Origin of the sequence: Stenotrophomonas chelatiphaga (assembly GCF_001431535.1) — a bacterium.
In the GTDB taxonomy this organism is placed as follows: domain Bacteria; phylum Pseudomonadota; class Gammaproteobacteria; order Xanthomonadales; family Xanthomonadaceae; genus Stenotrophomonas; species Stenotrophomonas chelatiphaga.
The window spans coordinates 1-16,763 of sequence record NZ_LDJK01000021.1; the positions used below are offsets into that span (position 1 = coordinate 1).

Sequence of the window (16,763 nt, forward strand, 5' to 3'; positions counted from 1 at the left end):
GGGGTCCCACCCGTTCGACCCCCGCAGTCAGCACGATCAACACGCAGCATCACGCACGCTTCGCCATCCAGTAACCCGCTGGGCGCGATGGTGGACCTGCGCCGGCCAAGGCGCCTCCTTACAAGCCGCGAGTACGATCATGGGCACCCAGAACAAAGACGATATGGGCAAGCAGCAGGACAAACCGCAGCAGGGCCGCCAGCAGCAGCAGCAGCAACAGCAGCCCGACCAGAAAAAGCCCGGCAAGCAGCCGGACCCGCAGCAGGGCAGCAAGCAGCAGCGCTGAGCCAGCGCGTGGTAACCGCAAATGCCGGCCGAAAGGCCGGCATTCCTGTATCCGGCATACCGCGGCCAGATCGCTCAGTCCGGGATCGGCAGACTCCAGGTCTCCTTGACCTCTTCCATCACGATGTAGCTCTTGGACTCGCGCACGTGCGGCAGGGTCAGCAGCGTGCTGCCCAGCAGCTTGCGGTAGGAGGCCATCTCACTGATGCGCGCCTTCAGCAGGTAGTCGAAATCACCCGAGACGAGGTGGCATTCGAGCACGTTGGGCAGCTTCAGCGCGGCGCGGCGGAACTCTTCGAAGATGTCGCCGGACTTGTAGGCCAGGCTGATTTCCACGAACACCAGCAGGCTGGCCTTCAGTGCGGTGGGGTCCAGGTGGGCGTGGTAGCCGGTGACCACCCCTTCGCGTTCCAGCCGGCGCACCCGCTCGGTGCATGGCGTGGTGGACAGGCCGACGCGTTCGCCCAGCTCGGTAAAGGAAATACGCCCTTCGGCCTGCAGGATCCTTAGGATTTTCCTGTCAATTTTGTCCAGTTCGCGGGTGCGGGTGGCCACGGTGTCGCCCTGTGCAGGTGGTTTTCAGGGAAATATGCTGCTCTGCTTTCATAAAACGCGCAAATTCGCTGGATCGGCCTGACTATACTTCTCCGATTATGGTCCCGGCGTGCTCCTGCGCAGGGAATTGATCGGGTTGGAGAGGTCTCATGCGCGTTCTCATCCTTGGCAGCGGTGTCATCGGCACCACCAGTGCCTGGTACCTGCGCCAGGCCGGTTTCGAAGTCACCGTCCTCGACCGCCAGCCGGGACCGGCGCTGGAGACCAGCTTCGCCAATGCCGGCCAGCTGTCGTTCGGCTACACCTCGCCGTGGGCGGCGCCAGGCGTGCCGAAGAAGGCGATCGGCTGGCTGTTCGAGAAGCATGCGCCGCTGGCGATCCGCCCGGGCATGGACCTGGCCCAGTACCGCTGGCTGTGGCAGATGCTGCGCAACTGCACCCAGGAGCGCTATGCGATCAACAAGGCGCGCATGGTCCGCATGTCCGAATACAGCCGTGACTGCCTGAACCAGCTGCGCGCCGAAACCGGCATCGACTACGAGGGGCGCGACCTGGGCACCACCCAGCTGTTCCGCACCCAGCAGCAGCTGGATGCTTCGGCGCAGGACATCGAAGTGCTGGCGCAGTACGGCGTGCCGTACGAGGTATTGGACCGTGCCGGCATCGTGGCCGCCGAACCGGCGCTGGCCCACGTGGATGGCTTGGTCGGCGCGCTGCGGTTGCCGCGCGACCAGACCGGTGACTGCCAGTTGTTCACCCGGCGCCTGGCCGCGATGGCGGCCGAGGCCGGCGTGGAATTCCGCTACGACGTGGACATCGCCGGGGTCGAGCGCGAGGGCGACCGCATCACCGGCGTGCGCGTGGACGGCAAGCTGGAAACGGCTGATCACTACGTGGTGGCGCTGGGCAGCTACTCGCCCGCGTTGGTGGCGCCGTTGGGGCTGGACCTGCCGGTGTACCCGCTGAAAGGCTACTCGCTGACCCTGCCGATCACCGATCCGGCGATGGCACCGACGTCCACCATCCTGGACGAGAGTTACAAGGTCGCGGTCACCCGCTTCGACAACCGCATCCGGGTCGGTGGCATGGCCGAAGTGGCCGGCTTCGACCTGTCCCTGTCGGCGCGGCGCCGGCAGACCCTGGAGCGGGTGGTGCGTGACCTGTACCCGAAGGGCGGCGATCTGTCGCGCGCTGAGTTCTGGACCGGACTGCGCCCGGCAACGCCGGATGGCACGCCGGTGATCGGCGCCACGCCGTTGCGCAACCTGTTCCTCAACACCGGCCACGGCACGCTGGGCTGGACCATGGCGTGCGGGTCCGGCCGTTACCTGGCCGACCTGATGAGCGCGCGCCAGCCGCAGATCAGCACCGAAGGCCTGGACATTTTCCGTTACGGCGGCAAGGGCGCCGTGGCCGCGCACGCGGAGCGTCGCTGATGCGCCCTGCACGTGCGTTGATCGACCTGGATGCGCTGCGCGGCAACTACCGCCTGGCGCGCGAACTGGGCGGCGGCAAGGCGCTGGCGGTGGTCAAGGCCGATGCCTACGGCCACGGTGCGGTGCGCTGCGCGCAGGCGCTTGAAGCGGAAGCCGATGGCTTCGCGGTGGCGACCATCGAAGAAGCGCTGGAACTGCGTGCGGCCGGTATTTCGGCCCCGATCCTGCTGCTGGAAGGTTTCTTCGACGCCAGCGAACTGCCGCTGATTGCCGAACACGGGCTGTGGACCGCCGTCGGATCGCCGTGGCAGGTTGAGGCGCTGGCCGCCTTCGACAGTCCGCTGGCGCTGACGGTATGGCTGAAGCTGGACAGTGGCATGCACCGGCTTGGGCTGGACGTGGATGCCTTCCGCGCCGCGCATGCACGCCTGTCCGCGCTGCCGCAGGTCGGTCGCATCGTGATGATGACCCACCTGGCGCGTGCCGATGAACTGGACAGCGAACGCACCCACGAACAGGCGGCCGTGTTTGCAACGGCCACGGCCGGGCTGGCCGGCGAAACCAGCATCTGCAATTCACCGGCGCTGCTGGGTTGGCCGGATGTGCGCAGTGACTGGGTGCGTCCGGGCCTGATGCTGTACGGGGCCAACCCGTTGGCGGTCGATTCAACGGTGACCGCGCGCCTGCGTCCGGTGATGAACATGCGTTCGAAGGTGATCGCCGAGCGCTGGATCGAAGCAGGCGAGCCGGTCGGTTACGGAGCGCGCTTCGTGGCCAGCCAGCGCACCCGCGTGGGCGTGGTGGCGATGGGCTATGCAGACGGCTACCCGCAGTTCGCACCCAATGGCACGCCGGTGGTGATCGATGGCCAGCCGGGCGCGCTGATCGGCCGGGTGTCGATGGACATGCTGACCGTCGACCTGACCGCGCACGCGCAGGCAGGCGTGGGCAGCGAGGTGCAGTTGTGGGGCGGGCAGGGACTGAGCCTGGCCGAGCTGGCGCCGCGCTGCGGGGTCAGTGCCTACCAGCTGCCGTGCGCGGTGAAGCGGGTGCGCCGGGAGTATGTGGAAGGGTGATGGAAAGGCGTGACGACGCGCGGTCGTCACACCGCCCGCCGGCGCGGTCGTCACCCACCGCGGCGTGCCTGCGTTGATCAGTTCGCGGCGATCCGCTTGGCCAGGTCGCGGCGCACCCAGTCGTCGATCAGCTTCTTTTCGTAGCGCAGCGGGTCACTGCTGCTCTGCATGCCGGTGCTGCCATGCAGGAAGCCGGAGTCGCGCAGCGCGGCTTCGCCCTGGTCCAGTACCTGCCCATCCGCGCCTTTCAGGGCGTACTGCAGGGTGATCCGCGGCGGGTAGATGTCGCGCATGATCCGGATGTCGCTGGCACGCGGGCCGTGCCACGGTTCGAAGTCGCCCGCGCGCTTGATGTCGACGAAGGTGATGTCCAGCGTCTGCCCCGGCTGCAGGGTCTTTTCGGCTGATCTGCGCGCGTATTCGGCCAACTGGTAGACCCAGTTGCCGCGCTCGGCTTCGAAGCGGTTGGTGCTGTTGCGCAGTTCGGTGAAGGTCTTGGGGTCGTTCCACTTCACGCTGACCGGGCCGGCGGCTTCCAGCGCACGCGGCGCCTGCGGATCGGTGACGGTGCGCGGGGCGGCCAGCGCGGTCACGCTGGCCGTGGCGAGCAGGCCTGCCAGCAGCAGGCTGCGGGTGGAAAGGCGGCGCATTGCAGGCTCCCGCACCGCAGGGCGGCGCTGTAGGTGTGGACTGCAGTGTGGTCCGGCCCGGGCCTGCGGACAAGCGGCACCGCGTCATGGCCGGGCAGATGCTTACGGGCAGTTCATCACGCTTTGCATGACGCACGGCGCTTGACGCTGCGAATACGCAGTCTGGACCATGCTGTGGTCATTGCTACCCGGCGGCCCAAGCCCTTGTCCCCTGTGAATTCGACCCTGGAAGCCCTGCCCGCACATGCCGCCGCAGGTGGCGAAAGCCTGTACCAGCACGCGCTGGAGCGCATGCATGCGGGGTTCTGCGTGATCAAAGTCCTGTTCGACGCGCAGGATCGCCCGATGGACTACCTGTTCCTGGAGGTGAATCCCGCCTTCGAACGGCACACCGGGCTGGTGGATCCGGTCGGGCGGCGGATGAGCGAGCTGGAACCCAACCACGAAAAGGATTGGTTCACCATCTACGGCCACGTCGCGCGCACCGGTGAGGCTACCCAGTTCGAACTGGAGGCCAAGGCGCTGGGCCGCGCTTATTCGGTGGATGCCGTGCGGGTGGGCGCCGCCGGCGATGACACGGTCGCGGTGCTGTTCTTCGACGTCAGCGCACGCAAGCGGATGGAAGGCGAGCTGGGCGAAAGCGAGGCACGCTTCAGTGCCTTGGCCGACGGCCTGCCGATGCCGGTCTGGGTGCTGGATGAGCAGGGTCACTCGCGCTTCGTCAACAGCGCCTTTACCGAGTTCTTCGGCGGTGATGAAAACCGGGTGCCTGAAGATGTCTGGCGCGGGCTGGTGCATCCCGATGATGCATCGGTGTTCGAGTACGAACTGCGTGGTGCGCTGAGTGCGCAGCGCTCGATGAACGCCTTGGTGCGTGCACGGCGCGCGGACGGCGAATGGCGCTGGCTGGAGATGAACGCCCGGCCGCGATTCTCGCGCAATGGCCACTTCGTCGGCCTGGCCGGCAGCAGCCCGGATGTGACCGAACGCCGTGACATCGAACTGGCGCGCGAAGAACTGCTGCAGTCCGAGCGCACCGCGCGCGGGGCGGCGGAAAACACCGCGCGGCTGAAAGACGAATTCCTCGCCACGCTGTCGCACGAGCTGCGCACGCCGCTGACCACCATCCTGGGCTGGAGCGAACTGCTGCTGCAGCGGGTGGAAGCGGACAGCCCGCTGCGCAAGGGCCTGGGCGTGATCGCCAGCAGTGCCAATGCGCAGAAGCGCCTGATCTCGGACATGCTGGACCTGAGCAGCATGCTGCTGGGCAAGGTGCAGCTGGAAGTGGAAGTGCTGGACCTGGGCGAGCAGCTGCGCCAGGCAATGGGCGCGCAGGAACTGGTCGCCGAAGGCAAGGCGCTGGACGTGACCGTGGACGTGCCGGACCGGCCCTGCCTGGTGCTGGGCGATGCCACCCGCATGCAGCAGGTGTTGTGGAACCTGCTGTCCAATGCAATCAAGTTCACCCCGGCCGAAGGCGCGGTGACGCTGCGCCTGGAGGACCTGCCCGAAGGGTGGCAGGTGACGGTGCAGGACAGCGGCGACGGCATCGCGCCGGAGTTCCTCAACCACCTGTTCGGCCGCTTCCGCCAGGCCGATGGCACCACCACGCGCCGCCATGGCGGGCTGGGACTGGGACTGGCCATCGTGCAGCAACTGGTCGAGCTGCATGGCGGCACCGTGGCCGCGGCGAGCGAAGGCCATGGCCACGGCGCCACCTTCACCGTGCGCCTGCCGCGCTACTCGCCCGACCAGGGATCGCGTCCGCTGCGGGAAGTGATCAGCGGCGGCCCGATCATCGAACGGATCGTCGAACCCTATCCGCTGCGCGGCCTGCACCTGCTGGCCGTGGAAGACCAGGTGGAAGTACTTGAATACCTGCGTCGCATGCTGGAAGAGCAGGGGGCAGCGGTCACCTCGGCCTCCTCCGCCGGCGAAGCGCTGGCGCTGCTGGATGAAAATCGGCACGAGCGCTTCGATGTGCTGCTGACCGATATCGGCATGCCGGGAATGGACGGCTATGGGCTGATCCGCACGCTGCGCGAGGACATGGGCGTGGACGCCGATGCGCTGCCGGCCGTGGCGGTGACCGCGCTGGCACGGGCCGACGACCGGCGTCGCGCGCTGGCATCGGGCTTCCAGGAACACGTGGCCAAGCCCTATTCGGTGGCCCAGCTGGTGGCTGCGGTACGCCACGTGCAGGCCACCGGCGAACGCACCGCCCTGCACTGACCGGGCGGTGGCGGTGAGCCGGGGATTGCCCGGCCCACGCAACCTTCAGTGTTCGAACAGCGACGCTTCGGCCTCGAAACGGCGCGCGTAGGCGCGTTCGTCGGCAACCCGGCTGACTTCCTCATCGGTGATGTCCGGCGCCCCGTAAACCGCATAGGCCACCGTGCCATCGCTGGTCTTGCCGACCTGATGCAACCGGTAGCGGGAGTGGCCGCCGCCGGTGTCTTCGGGGTAGTGCACGGGGGGCTGGTTACCCTCCAGATCCATTTCGCTGTTGTCGACCACGCCACCGACGAACAAGGCACGCATTCGGTATCTCCAGAGCTGGGATGGGTGCCCTTACCCTGACCGCTGGGACGTTCGGGCGGCATCAAGGGGATGTTCGGTTTTCGCAAAACGCTCGCGCACGGGGGCGGTGGCGCCGAGCCGGTACAATGGACGCCCCCTGAAGATTCCAAGGCTTACGTGCCCGATGGCCGCCCGCGACGACGCTCCCCTGCAGACCCTGTTCCTGCCGCTCTCCCAAGGCCTGCTGCGCTGGCCGGAAGGCCCGGTCGCCTTCCTGCGCGCGCGTGACGGCTGGCCGCTGCGCGAACAGGCGCAGGGCCGCGAAGTGGTCTGCGAGCAGAGCTTCGCCCCGTTCGCCAAGGCGCTGGAGTCGGCCGGGCTGGTGGTGTCGTCCGAGCTGGGCGCCGACCAGGCCGGCCGCTTCGGCCTGGTGCTGGTGCTGCCGCCGCGCCAGCGCGACGAAGCCCGTGCGCTGTTCGCCCGCGCGCTGCAGCTGGTGGCCCCCGGCGGCACCATCGTCGCCTGCCAGCACAACGATGAAGGCGCACGCTCCGGCGAGGGCGACTTCAAGCAGCTGACCGGCCTGGGTGGCAGCCTGACCAAGAACCACTGCCGGGTGTACTGGAGCGCCCCGGCACAGGGCCAGCACGATGTCGAACTGGCCAGCCGCTGGGCACGCCTGGACGCACCGCGCAGCATCCTCGGCGGCCGCTTCACCAGCCGTCCGGGCGTGTTCGCCTGGGACCGTACCGATCCGGCATCGGTGCTGCTGGCGGAAAACCTGCCCGCCGACCTGGCAGGACGTGCCGCCGACCTTGGCGCCGGCTACGGCTACCTGTCGCGCGAGCTGCTGGAGCGCTGCCCGAAGATCACCGCGCTGGACCTGTACGAGGCCGAAGGCCGCGCGCTGGACCTGGCGCGGGTCAACCTGGCCGAGCCGCCGCGTGCGCTGCCGCTGCAGTTCCTGTGGCAGGACGTGACCGCCGGAATCGAACCCGGCTACGACGTGATCATCAGCAATCCACCGTTCCACACGCCGTCGCGGGAGAACCGCCCGGACATCGGCCAGCGCTTCATCGCGGTGGCGGCGCAGGCACTCAAGCGCGGTGGCCGCCTGTTCGTGGTGGCCAACCGCCACCTGCCGTATGAAAACGTGCTCAACGACAGCTTCGGCACGGTGCGGGTGCTGGCCGAACGCGATGGCTTCAAGCTGATCGAGGCGGTGCGCGGAGGCAGCCGGTGAAGCTGGTCAAGCTGATCGCCAACCTGGGATACGGCAGCCGCAAGCAGGTGCAGTGGATGTTCCGCGAAGGACGCATCACCGACACCGACGGTGAGGTGCTGTATGCCGACGACCAGGTGGCCCACGACGCGATCCGCGTCGACGGCGAGCCGCTGGATCCGCCGGTCGGGCTGACCATCGCACTGTTCAAGCCGCGCGGGGTGACCTGTTCGATCAAGGACAAGGGGCGGCTGGTCTATGACCTGCTGCCGTCGCGTTTCCGCGACCGCGATCCGGTGCTGTCCACGGTGGGCCGGCTGGACCGCGATACCAGCGGCTTGCTGCTGATGACCGACGACGGTGGCCTGCTGCACCGGATCATCTCGCCGAAGTCCAAGCTGCCCAAGGTGTACGACGTGGAGCTGGCGGAGGACCTGCGCGGTGACGAGGCGGCGCTGTTCGCCAGCGGCACCTTGATGCTGGAATCGGAGAAAACGCCGCTGATGCCGGCCGAGCTGGACGTGCAGGGGCCGCGCACCGCGCGCCTGGTGCTGCACGAAGGCCGCTACCACCAGGTGCGCCGCATGTTCGCGGCCACCGGCAACCACGTGCAGGCCCTGCATCGCAGCCGCGTGGGTGGTCTGGGGCTGGACGGCCTGGAAGAAGGCGAATGGCGGCAACTGGCGGCTGCCGACCTGGAGACCCTGTTCGCACCGTGAGCACGATCCCTGCCTTGCCGTTCCGCCCGGATGCGGTGATCTTCGACATGGACGGGCTGATGATCGACAGCGAACGCGTGTCGATCGCCTGTTGGAGCGAGGCGTCGGTGGCGTTGGGCATCGCGCTGCCGGAAGGATTCTTCCTGCACATGGTGGGCCTGGGCGAGCGTGACTGCCTGGAACTGCTGCAGCGGCACGTCGACGACCGTGCGCGCATCAATGCGCTGCTGGCGCGCTGCCATGCACTGTACGACGCGCGCACCCAGGACGGGCTGCCGTTGCGGCCGGGCATCCTGGAACTGCTGGAGCTGCTGAAGCAGCACGAGGTTCCGCGTGCGGTGGCTACGTCGACGCGGCAGCCGCGTGCCAGCCGCAAGCTGGCGGCCAGTGGCCTGCTGGACTACTTCGACGCGGTGGTGACCAGCAGCGACGTGCAGCATCCCAAACCGGCGCCGGACATCTACCTGCTGGCCGCACGACGGCTGGGCAAGGATCCCGCGCGCTGCCTGGCGCTGGAGGATTCACCGACGGGAACGCGCGCCGCGCTGGCCGCGGGCATGACCGCCATCCAGGTGCCGGACCTGCTGCACCCGGATGCGGCGGTGCGTGCGCTGGGCCATCGCATCGTCGATTCGCTGCACGACGTGCGCGCGTTGTTGGTGCCGATGCTGGGGTGACGCCGCGGTGGGGATGACGGCCAGGGGCCGTCACTATTGATCTTCGGATGGGCTGACGCGGAGCATGGCTCGGAGGGGGTAGCGCCGAGCCATGCTCGGCGAGCGCAGCGGCGGGGATGACGGCCAGCGGCCGTCACTACCGGTCTTCGGATGGCGAGCGCAGCGGCGGGGATGACGGTTCAGAGCCGGCCGAACACCAGCGCCGCGTTGGTGCCGCCGAAACCGAAGCTGTTGGACATCACCGTATCCAGCTTCTGCTCGCGGCTTTCGCGCACGATCGGGAAGCCTTCCACCTTCGGGTCCAGTTCGGTGATGTTGGCCGAACCGGCGATGAAGCCATCGCGCATCATCAGCAGGCAGTAGATCGCTTCGTGCACGCTGGCAGCGCCGAGCGAATGGCCCGACAGCGCCTTGGTCGACGACAGCGGCGGGATCGACTCGCCGAACACTTCGCGGATCGCGCCCAGTTCGGTCACATCGCCCAGCGGCGTGGAGGTGCCATGGGTGTTGAGGTAGTCCAGCGGACGGTCCACCTTCTCCATCGCCATCTTCATGCAGCGCACCGCGCCCTCACCGGACGGCGCGACCATGTCGGCCCCGTCGGAGGTCACGCCATAGCCGATCAGCTCGGCATGGATGGTGGCGCCGCGCGCGATGGCGTGGTCGTAGTCTTCCAGCACCAGCATGCCGCCACCACCGGCGATGACGAAGCCGTCGCGGTCCTTGTCGTACGGACGCGAGGCGGTGGCCGGGGTCTCGTTGAAGCTGGTCGACAGCGCGCCCATCGCATCGAACATCACGCTCATCGACCAGTGCAGGTCTTCACCGCCACCGGCCAGCATGATGTCCTGCGCGCCGTGGCGGATCAGGTCGGCCGCCGCACCGATGCAATGCGCCGAGGTGGCGCAGGCCGCGGACAGCGAATAGCTCAGGCCCTTGATCTGGTAGGCGGTGGCCAGGCACGCAGAGACCGTGCTGCACATCGTGCGCGGCACCATGTACGGGCCGACCTTGCGCACGCCGCGGCTGCGCAGGATGTCGGCCGCTTCCACCTGCCATTCGCTGGAGCCGCCACCGGAACCGGCGATCAGGCCGGTACGCGGGTTGCTCACCTGTTCCGGCGTCAGCCCGGCATCGGCGATGGCATCGCGGGCGGCGATGTAGGCGAACGCCGAAGCATCGCTCATGAAACGCTTCAGCTTGCGGTCGATCTGGGCATCCAGGTCCAGGTCGACGCGGCCGCCGACCTGGCTGCGCAGCCCGGCTTCGGCGTGGTCGGCCAGGTAGGTGATGCCGGCCTTGCCGGCGCGCAGGTTGGCCGACACCGTATCCAGGTCGTTGCCCAGGCACGAGGTGATGCCCATTCCAGTAATGACGACGCGACGCATCAGAAGTTCTCGGTGGAGGTGAAAAGACCCACGCGCAGATCCTTGGCGACGTAGATTTCGCGGCCATCCACCAGCATGCGGGCGTCGGCCTGGGCCATCACCAGCTTGCGGTTGATGACGCGGGTGATGTCGATTTCATAGCTGACCAGCTTTGCGTCCGGCAGCACCTGGCCGGTGAACTTCACATCGCCACAGCCGAGCGCGCGGCCGCGGCCGGGTGCGCCCAGCCAGGTCAGGAAGAAGCCGGTGAGCTGCCACATCGCATCCAGCCCCAGGCAGCCGGGCATCACCGGATCGCCGATGAAATGGCAGTTGAAGAACCACAGGTCCGGGCGGATATCCAGTTCGGCGCGTACCATGCCCTTGCCATGCGGACCGGCGTCGTCGCGGATGTCGGTGATGCGGTCGAACATCAGCATCGGGTCGTTGGGCAGGCGCCCGGCGCTTGCGCCGAACAGTTCACCGCGGGCGCTGGCCAGCAGCTGGTCGCGGTCGAACGCGTGGAGACGAGTCATGGAAAGCACGATCCTGGAAGCGAAGAACGGATGATCAAGCGCCCGAGGATGCATGACAGCACACGTCCCGATCAAACATTTCCACCGTACGCCCGCGTAGTGTTTACCGCTGAAAACGCGCATCCTGTTGATGTGCAACGACCATACTTCGGCGTGTGGCCCACCAAGGTCGAATGCCCTTCCAACACCCACCATGAGCACTATGCGCAAGATCATCCACGTTGACATGGACGCCTTCTACGCGTCGGTGGAGCAGCGCGACGATCCGTCACTGCGCGGCCGGCCGGTGGTGGTGGCATGGCGCGGCGCGCGTTCGGTGGTGTGTGCGGCGTCCTATGAGGCGCGGGTGTTCGGCATACGGTCGGCGATGCCGGCGCTGCGTGCCGAGCGGCTGTGCCCGGATGCGGTGTTCGTGCCGCCGGACTTCGCGCGCTACAAAGCCGTTTCGCGGCAGGTGCGCGAGATCTTCCTGCGGCATACCGACCTGGTGGAGCCGTTGTCGCTGGATGAAGCCTACCTGGATGTCACCGTGCCGAAATCCGGGATCGCGTTGGCGACCGACATCGCCCGCGAGATCCGCGCGCAGATCCGCGAGGAGACGTCGCTGACTGCATCGGCGGGCATCGCGCCGAACAAGTTCCTGGCCAAGATCGCATCGGACTGGCGCAAGCCCGATGGCCAGTTCGTGGTGACCCCGCAGCGCATGGACGCGTTCCTGCTGCCGCTGCCGGTGAAGAAAGTGCCGGGCGTGGGCAAGGTGATGGAAGGCAAGCTGGCGGCACGCGGCATCGTGACCTGCGGTGACCTGCGCAGCTGGTCGCTGGCAGCGCTGGAGGAGGCCTTCGGCAGCTTCGGCCGCAGCCTGTACAACCGCGCCCGTGGCATCGATGAGCGGCCGGTGGAACCGGACCAGCCGGTGCAGTCGATTTCCTCCGAAGACACCTTCGCCGAGGATGTCCCGCTGGATGCACTGGCTCCGGCGATCATCCAGCTGGCGGAAAAAACCTGGAACGCCACCCGCAGGACCGACCGCACCGGGCACACGGTGGTGCTGAAACTGAAGACCTCGCAGTTCCGCATCCTGACCCGCAGCTACACGCCGGAGCGGGCACCGGAATCGATGGAGGAACTGCGCGATATCGCGCTGGCCCTGCGCGAGCGCGTGGAGCTGCCGCCGGACACGCTGTACCGGCTGGTCGGGGTCGGCCTGGGCGGATTCCGCGAGCGCGAACCCGTCCTCCAGGGCGACCTGTTCCAAAAAGGGGACGGAGGGAATTAAGTGAACTTAATTCCCTCCGTCCCCTTTTTTGGGGTTCAGTACGCGGCGGTGATGATCTGGTGCGGGTGGGCGTGGGTTTCCAGCTCCTGGACGAAGGCGGCGCCGTAGTCGGCGTAGCTGATGCGGCTGTGTCCCTCGGCATCGGCAAGGAAGGTCCGGGCCTGCACGCGGTACTGGCCGCGTTCTTCGCCCGGGCCGATTTCCGCAGCCGGCGAGAAGAACGTCCAGTCGATGTCCTGCACGGCCTGCAGCTGCTTCAGCGCTTCACGTGCGGCCAGGGCGTAGGGCTTGTAGGCGGCGGGGAAGTCCGGGGTATCGACCAGCTGCACGCCCGGTGCGACTTCCAGGCTGCCAGCGCCGCCGACCACGACCAACCGCGGCACGCCAGCCTGGCGCGCGGCCTGCAGCAGTTGCCCGGCGACCACGGCGATCTGGCCGATGTCATCGCCCGGACGCGGGCCGTAGGCACTGGCCAGCACGTCGTGGCCGGCGATGACGGCGGCCATCGCGGCACTGTCGTCCAGCGCTGCGATGGCCAGCTTCGCGCCGTCCAGCTCGGCCGGCAGCTCCTTCTGACTGCGCACGATGGCGGTGACCTGGTGGCCGCGGGCCAGGGCATGGCGGGCGATCTGGCGGCCGATGTTGCCGGTGGCACCGACGAGGGCGATCTTCATGGGGGCGTTCCGTGTTGGGGGTGAGCGGCCACTGTAGGCGCCGCCAGATGATCGAAAAACAGCGTATAACGGTCATATTTGTTGCATGGATCGAGCAATTGGACCGTTTGACCGCCATCGATGTGTTCATCGAAGTCGCCGAGCGCGGCAGCCTGACGGCGGCTGCGGACGCGCTGGACATGTCACGGCCGATGGTCACCCGCTACCTGGCCGCGCTGGAGCAGTGGCTGGGCGCGCGCCTGCTGCACCGGACCACGCGCCGGGTCGGGCTGACCGGCCCGGGTGAAACCGCGTTGATGCGCTTCCAGCAGATGCGTGGCGTGCGCCAGGAACTGGAAGACGAGCTGGCCAGCCAGGATCCGGAGCCGCACGGCGTACTGCGGGTGACCGCCAGTGTCTCGTTCGGCCAGCTGCACCTTGCCCCGGCGGTCGCAGACTACGTGCAGCGCTACACGCAGGCACGGATTGAACTGCTGATGGTGGACCGCATCGTCAACCTGGTGGAAGAGCGGATTGATCTGGCGGTTCGCATATCGCGGCAGATCGATCCGGCGTTGATCGCGCGTCGGCTGGCCGATTGCCGTTCGGTGCTGTGCGCCGCGCCGGCCTACCTGGAACAGCACGGCATCCCGCATAGCGCCGAACAGCTGGCCACGCACAACTGCCTGACCCACCATTACGTCGGCAAGGGGGTGTGGCGCCTGCAGCGCGATGGGCGCGAGGTGGCGGTCAGCGTGGGCGGCAACATCAGCGCCAACGATTCATCGCTGCTGCTGGAGGCAGTGCGTCGCGGGAGCGGCATCGCGATGCTGCCGGCGTACCAGGTCAATCCGTTGCTGGCCAGCGGTGAGCTGGTCGCGCTGCTAGCCGATTACACGCTGGAAGAAATGGGCCTGCATGCGGTCTACGCTTCGCGCAGGCAGCAGTCGACGTTGCTGCGCAGCTTCGTCGACTTCCTGGTGGAGCGGTTTGCAAGTCCGGCGTTTGCCGCGTACTGCTAGCCAGCGCCGGTCAATAAAGCGGCCGCGGGCGGCCGTTACACTGCAGGTTCCCCCGCATGACATGGCAGGCCTGTGAGCGACGTAGCGACGTATCCGTATCCGCTGGTGATATTCGATTTGGACGGCACGCTGGTGGACAGTGCCGGCGACATCGCCGAAGCGTTGAACCGCACGCTGGAAGACTGGCAGTTGGCGCGGGTGCCGGAAGCCACCGTGCTGACCTGGATCGGTGACGGTGTGCGGCGGCTGGTGGAACAGGCCTTCACTGCGGCGGGCAGCACGATCGACCTGGAGCAGGTGATGCCAGGCTTCATGGTGCACTATCGCGAGTGCCTGCTGCGCAGCCCGCGTCTGTTCGACGGCGTTGCCGAGGCGCTGGCGCAGCTGCAGGATCGTGGTGTGCCGCTGGCGATCTGCACCAACAAGCCGAGCGACCTGGTACAGCCGCTGCTGGACCACCTGGGTATCGGGGAGCGCTTCGCGCTGGTGCTGGGCGGGGATTCGCTGCCGCAGCGCAAGCCCAGCGGCGAGCCGCTGCGGCATATCGCCGGGCACTTTGGTTTCGCGCCCGGCGACTGCCTGATGGTGGGGGATTCGTTGACCGACTACCGCGCCGCGCTGGATGCCGGCATGCCGGTGGCGCTGGTGCGTTACGGCTATCCGCGCGGGCTGGACCTGCAGCACAACGAGGCGGTGGCGGTGGTCGATGACCTGCGCAGTTTGCCGGGCCTGCGCGTCTACTGAGGACCCGCTGCGCTCGCCGGCCATGGGTATGCCGGTCGTCCTGACCGGCCCCCTGCGGGCCGTCGCAAGCGACGTTGGCAGCGGCTCCTGCCGCTGCCTTCGGCGCTACCTGTGATGACGGACCGTTTCCGTGTGCGTTACTTCGGCTGGTAACGCACGCTCAGCTGGTACTCGCGTCCGGGCTGGTTGTACCAGGCGACGGTTTCATAGCGCCGGTCAAAGACATTGGCCGCGCGTGCAAGCACCGACCAGTCATCGCTGAGCGCGTATTCCAGGCGCAGGTCCACGGTGCCATAGCCGGCGAGCTTCACCGTGTTGGCGGCATCGTCATAGCGCTTGCCGGCACCGAAGCCGGTCAGGCCCACGCGCAGGTCGCCGAAGCGACGATCCAGGTCGATGCGCGCGGTCTGCTGTGCACGGCGCGCCAGCCAGTTGTCGTACTGCGCGCCGTCGGTACGGTTGCGCGGGGCGGTGTAGCTCAGCTGTGCGTTGATGTCGATGCCGGCCAGCGTGGTCGCACCCGTCAGTTCGGCGCCGCGGATGCGGGCCTTTTCCACCTGCGTCATGCGGAAGGTGGCCGCGTCATAGGTGATCAGGTCATCCACGCGGGTTTCATACACATCCAGGCCCCAGCGCCAGCCCTGGCCCTGCTGCGCGATGCCGATGTTGCTGCTGCGGGCCTTTTCCGGATCCAGCGCGGCCACGCCGCTCCACGGGTCGTACAGGTCGCTGAAGGTCGGCGCCTTGAACGCGGTGCCGTGGCTGGCGGTGAGCTTCCAGCCCGCGCCCAGGTCCAGGCCCCAGGCCAGCGAACCGGTGGTGTGGTTGCCGAACTGCTGGTTGTCATCGTTGCGCACGCTGGCCTGCACCTGGTGCTTGCCGAAGCGGCCCTGGTACTGCACGAACATGCCGGTGTTGTCGCGGCTGTCGACCAGGTAGCCGGCACTGCTGCCGTCCAGGCTGTCATCGCTCCAGTCCACGCCGCCGCTCAGCAGCTGGTTGTCGGCCAGACTGGCGTCGACCTGCAGCGAGGCACTGTCGCGGTGGGTCTGCGCGCTGCCGAACGCGCCGAAGGGACCGCTGTTGTCCGATTCGTTGTCGCTGCGGCCGATGCTGGCGGTCACGGCCAGACGCTCGGACGGGGTGTAGCGGACCTTGCCGCCGAGCACCTGCTGCAGCGTTTCGGAGTAGTTGTAGTAGCCGTCGTAGTGGTTCTCGCCTTCCGCACGCAGGGCGCTGCCTTCCACGCTCCATTGTTCATTGAAGGTGTAGCCACCGCGCGCGCTCTTGGACAGGTTGCGGTAGCCATCGCGATCCGGCTCGTCCGCACCACAGCCCTGGAAGGTCGCCGCCGAGCCGCGGCACGCATCGATGCCGTCGCTGTGCTGGTAAGCGATATCCAGCCCGAACCAGCCGCGTTCGGTGCCGCCGCCGATGCCGCCACTGGCCTGGCGCAGGCCGTTGCTGCCGCCGCCCAGTTCCAGGTGCGGTGCGAAGCCGCCGGTGGTGCGACGGGTGAAGATCTGCACCACGCCGCCAATCGCGTCCGCGCCGTACAGGCTGGACTGCGGGCCACGCACGATCTCCACGCGTTCGATCTGCGCCAGCGGCAGGTCCTGCAGCATGGCCAGGCCGAAGTCACCGGTGTTGATGCGCACGCCATCCACCAGCACCACGGTGTGCGAGGAATTGGTGCCACGCAGGAACAGCGATGTCTGCTTGCCGAGCCCACCGGTGTTGGCCAGGTTGATGCCGGCGCGACCGCGCAGCAGGTCCTGCAGCGACGTGGCCTGGCTGGCCTCGATGGCGGTGCGGTCGATCACCTGCGCCGGGCTGAGGCTGTCGGCCAGAGCGATGGGGGTGCGCGTGGCGGTGACCAGCACCTGGTCCAGCGCGGTCGTCGCGCTCTGTGCGCCAGCCATGCCGGGCAATGCGGCCAGCACGGCCAGGGAAAGGATTCGGGACTGCAATGTCATGGGGAACTCCGGCTGCCGCGCTCGCCCGCGCGGACAAAAAGGGAGC

17 protein-coding genes are annotated in these 16,763 nt (G+C 67.7%); 10 read left to right on the forward strand and 7 right to left on the reverse strand.

Annotation, left to right across the window (positions count from 1 at the left end; translation table 11 throughout):
• Positions 1 to 286: hypothetical protein (locus ABB28_RS18240; RefSeq protein WP_211260373.1), on the forward strand; the 286-nt coding region annotated here is incomplete at its 5' end.
• A gap of 74 nt (positions 287 to 360) precedes the next feature.
• On the opposite strand, the gene ABB28_RS06660 is transcribed toward ABB28_RS18240, so the two are convergent.
• On the reverse strand, positions 361 to 840 hold the full coding sequence (locus ABB28_RS06660) for a winged helix-turn-helix transcriptional regulator (RefSeq protein ID WP_057507893.1): 480 nt from the start codon (positions 838 to 840) through the stop codon (positions 361 to 363).
• Between the two features lie 149 nt (positions 841 to 989).
• Here ABB28_RS06660 and ABB28_RS06665 point away from each other — a divergent pair, with 149 nt between their 5' ends.
• Both ABB28_RS06665 and alr read left to right on the forward strand, forming a co-directional pair.
• Positions 990 to 2,276, forward strand: a complete 1,287-nt coding sequence (locus ABB28_RS06665) for a D-amino acid dehydrogenase (protein ID WP_057507894.1) — start codon at positions 990 to 992, stop codon at positions 2,274 to 2,276.
• A complete protein-coding gene (gene alr, locus ABB28_RS06670; RefSeq protein WP_057507895.1) occupies positions 2,276 to 3,352 on the forward strand; it encodes an alanine racemase in 1,077 nt (358 codons plus the stop codon). The genes ABB28_RS06665 and alr overlap by 1 nt, the downstream gene beginning before the upstream one ends.
• 77 nt (positions 3,353 to 3,429) lie before the next feature.
• On the opposite strand, the gene ABB28_RS06675 is transcribed toward alr, so the two are convergent.
• Positions 3,430 to 4,002 (reverse strand): DUF3016 domain-containing protein, encoded by a 573-nt coding sequence (locus ABB28_RS06675; RefSeq protein ID WP_057507896.1) that lies wholly within the window; start codon positions 4,000 to 4,002, stop codon positions 3,430 to 3,432.
• Between the two features lie 291 nt (positions 4,003 to 4,293).
• Between ABB28_RS06675 and ABB28_RS06680 the strand changes: the two genes are divergently transcribed.
• Positions 4,294 to 6,234, forward strand: a complete 1,941-nt coding sequence (locus ABB28_RS06680; RefSeq protein ID WP_245625302.1) for a hybrid sensor histidine kinase/response regulator — start codon at positions 4,294 to 4,296, stop codon at positions 6,232 to 6,234.
• Positions 6,235 to 6,279: 45 nt separating this feature from the next.
• On the opposite strand, the gene ABB28_RS06685 is transcribed toward ABB28_RS06680, so the two are convergent.
• Complete coding sequence (locus ABB28_RS06685; protein WP_057507898.1) at positions 6,280 to 6,543, reverse strand: hypothetical protein; 264 nt, start codon at positions 6,541 to 6,543, stop codon at positions 6,280 to 6,282.
• A gap of 163 nt (positions 6,544 to 6,706) precedes the next feature.
• Here ABB28_RS06685 and ABB28_RS06690 point away from each other — a divergent pair, with 163 nt between their 5' ends.
• From ABB28_RS06690 to ABB28_RS06700, 3 genes are read left to right on the forward strand one after another with little or no spacing between them, the layout of a single operon-like run.
• Complete coding sequence (locus tag ABB28_RS06690; RefSeq protein WP_057507899.1) at positions 6,707 to 7,765, forward strand: class I SAM-dependent methyltransferase; 1,059 nt, start codon at positions 6,707 to 6,709, stop codon at positions 7,763 to 7,765.
• A complete protein-coding gene (locus ABB28_RS06695) occupies positions 7,762 to 8,463 on the forward strand; it encodes a pseudouridine synthase (protein WP_057507900.1) in 702 nt (233 codons plus the stop codon). The genes ABB28_RS06690 and ABB28_RS06695 overlap by 4 nt, the downstream gene beginning before the upstream one ends.
• Entirely contained in the window at positions 8,460 to 9,140 is a 681-nt protein-coding gene (locus ABB28_RS06700; RefSeq protein WP_057507901.1) for an HAD family hydrolase, read from the forward strand. Before ABB28_RS06695 ends, ABB28_RS06700 begins: the two co-directional genes overlap by 4 nt.
• Positions 9,141 to 9,319: 179 nt before the next feature.
• Here ABB28_RS06700 and fabB read toward each other — a convergent pair whose 3' ends face one another.
• Together fabB and fabA are read right to left on the reverse strand one after the other, a co-directional pair.
• The gene (fabB, locus tag ABB28_RS06705) at positions 9,320 to 10,528 is read right to left on the reverse strand and encodes a beta-ketoacyl-ACP synthase I (RefSeq protein WP_057507902.1); all 1,209 of its coding nucleotides are present in this window, start codon (positions 10,526 to 10,528) and stop codon (positions 9,320 to 9,322) included.
• Positions 10,528 to 11,043, reverse strand: a complete 516-nt coding sequence (fabA, locus tag ABB28_RS06710) for a 3-hydroxyacyl-[acyl-carrier-protein] dehydratase FabA (RefSeq protein ID WP_042614942.1) — start codon at positions 11,041 to 11,043, stop codon at positions 10,528 to 10,530. The genes fabB and fabA overlap by 1 nt, the downstream gene beginning before the upstream one ends.
• 193 nt (positions 11,044 to 11,236) lie before the next feature.
• Here fabA and dinB point away from each other — a divergent pair, with 193 nt between their 5' ends.
• On the forward strand, positions 11,237 to 12,322 hold the full coding sequence (dinB, locus tag ABB28_RS06715; protein ID WP_057507903.1) for a DNA polymerase IV: 1,086 nt from the start codon (positions 11,237 to 11,239) through the stop codon (positions 12,320 to 12,322).
• 35 nt (positions 12,323 to 12,357) lie between these two features.
• On the opposite strand, the gene ABB28_RS06720 is transcribed toward dinB, so the two are convergent.
• Positions 12,358 to 12,996, reverse strand: a complete 639-nt coding sequence (locus tag ABB28_RS06720; protein ID WP_057507904.1) for an NAD(P)-dependent oxidoreductase — start codon at positions 12,994 to 12,996, stop codon at positions 12,358 to 12,360.
• A gap of 98 nt (positions 12,997 to 13,094) precedes the next feature.
• Here ABB28_RS06720 and ABB28_RS06725 point away from each other — a divergent pair, with 98 nt between their 5' ends.
• Both ABB28_RS06725 and gph read left to right on the forward strand, forming a co-directional pair.
• A complete protein-coding gene (locus tag ABB28_RS06725) occupies positions 13,095 to 13,997 on the forward strand; it encodes a LysR family transcriptional regulator (protein WP_057507905.1) in 903 nt (300 codons plus the stop codon).
• Between the two features lie 105 nt (positions 13,998 to 14,102).
• Positions 14,103 to 14,741: a phosphoglycolate phosphatase gene (gph, locus tag ABB28_RS06730; RefSeq protein ID WP_245625301.1), complete on the forward strand. Its 639-nt coding sequence runs from the start codon at positions 14,103 to 14,105 to the stop codon at positions 14,739 to 14,741.
• Positions 14,742 to 14,878: 137 nt separating this feature from the next.
• Here gph and btuB read toward each other — a convergent pair whose 3' ends face one another.
• On the reverse strand, positions 14,879 to 16,717 hold the full coding sequence (gene btuB / locus ABB28_RS06735; protein WP_057507907.1) for a TonB-dependent vitamin B12 receptor: 1,839 nt from the start codon (positions 16,715 to 16,717) through the stop codon (positions 14,879 to 14,881).
• Positions 16,718 to 16,763 lie beyond the last annotated feature (46 nt).

Bases quoted from the DNA above. Each gene is read 5' to 3' on its own strand.
- ABB28_RS06665 (WP_057507894.1), top strand. From the start codon at position 990: ATGCGCGTTCTCATCCTTGGCAGCGGTGTCATCGGCACCACCAGTGCC.
- alr (WP_057507895.1), top strand. From the start codon at position 2,276: ATGCGCCCTGCACGTGCGTTGATCGACCTGGATGCGCTGCGCGGCAAC.
- ABB28_RS06675 (WP_057507896.1), bottom strand. From the start codon at position 4,002: ATGCGCCGCCTTTCCACCCGCAGCCTGCTGCTGGCAGGCCTGCTCGCC.
- ABB28_RS06680 (WP_245625302.1), top strand. From the start codon at position 4,294: ATGCATGCGGGGTTCTGCGTGATCAAAGTCCTGTTCGACGCGCAGGAT.
- ABB28_RS06685 (WP_057507898.1), bottom strand. From the start codon at position 6,543: ATGCGTGCCTTGTTCGTCGGTGGCGTGGTCGACAACAGCGAAATGGAT.
- ABB28_RS06690 (WP_057507899.1), top strand. From the start codon at position 6,707: ATGGCCGCCCGCGACGACGCTCCCCTGCAGACCCTGTTCCTGCCGCTC.
- fabB (WP_057507902.1), bottom strand. From the start codon at position 10,528: ATGCGTCGCGTCGTCATTACTGGAATGGGCATCACCTCGTGCCTGGGC.
- fabA (WP_042614942.1), bottom strand. From the start codon at position 11,043: ATGACTCGTCTCCACGCGTTCGACCGCGACCAGCTGCTGGCCAGCGCC.
- dinB (WP_057507903.1), top strand. From the start codon at position 11,237: ATGAGCACTATGCGCAAGATCATCCACGTTGACATGGACGCCTTCTAC.
- ABB28_RS06720 (WP_057507904.1), bottom strand. From the start codon at position 12,996: ATGAAGATCGCCCTCGTCGGTGCCACCGGCAACATCGGCCGCCAGATC.
- btuB (WP_057507907.1), bottom strand. From the start codon at position 16,717: ATGACATTGCAGTCCCGAATCCTTTCCCTGGCCGTGCTGGCCGCATTG.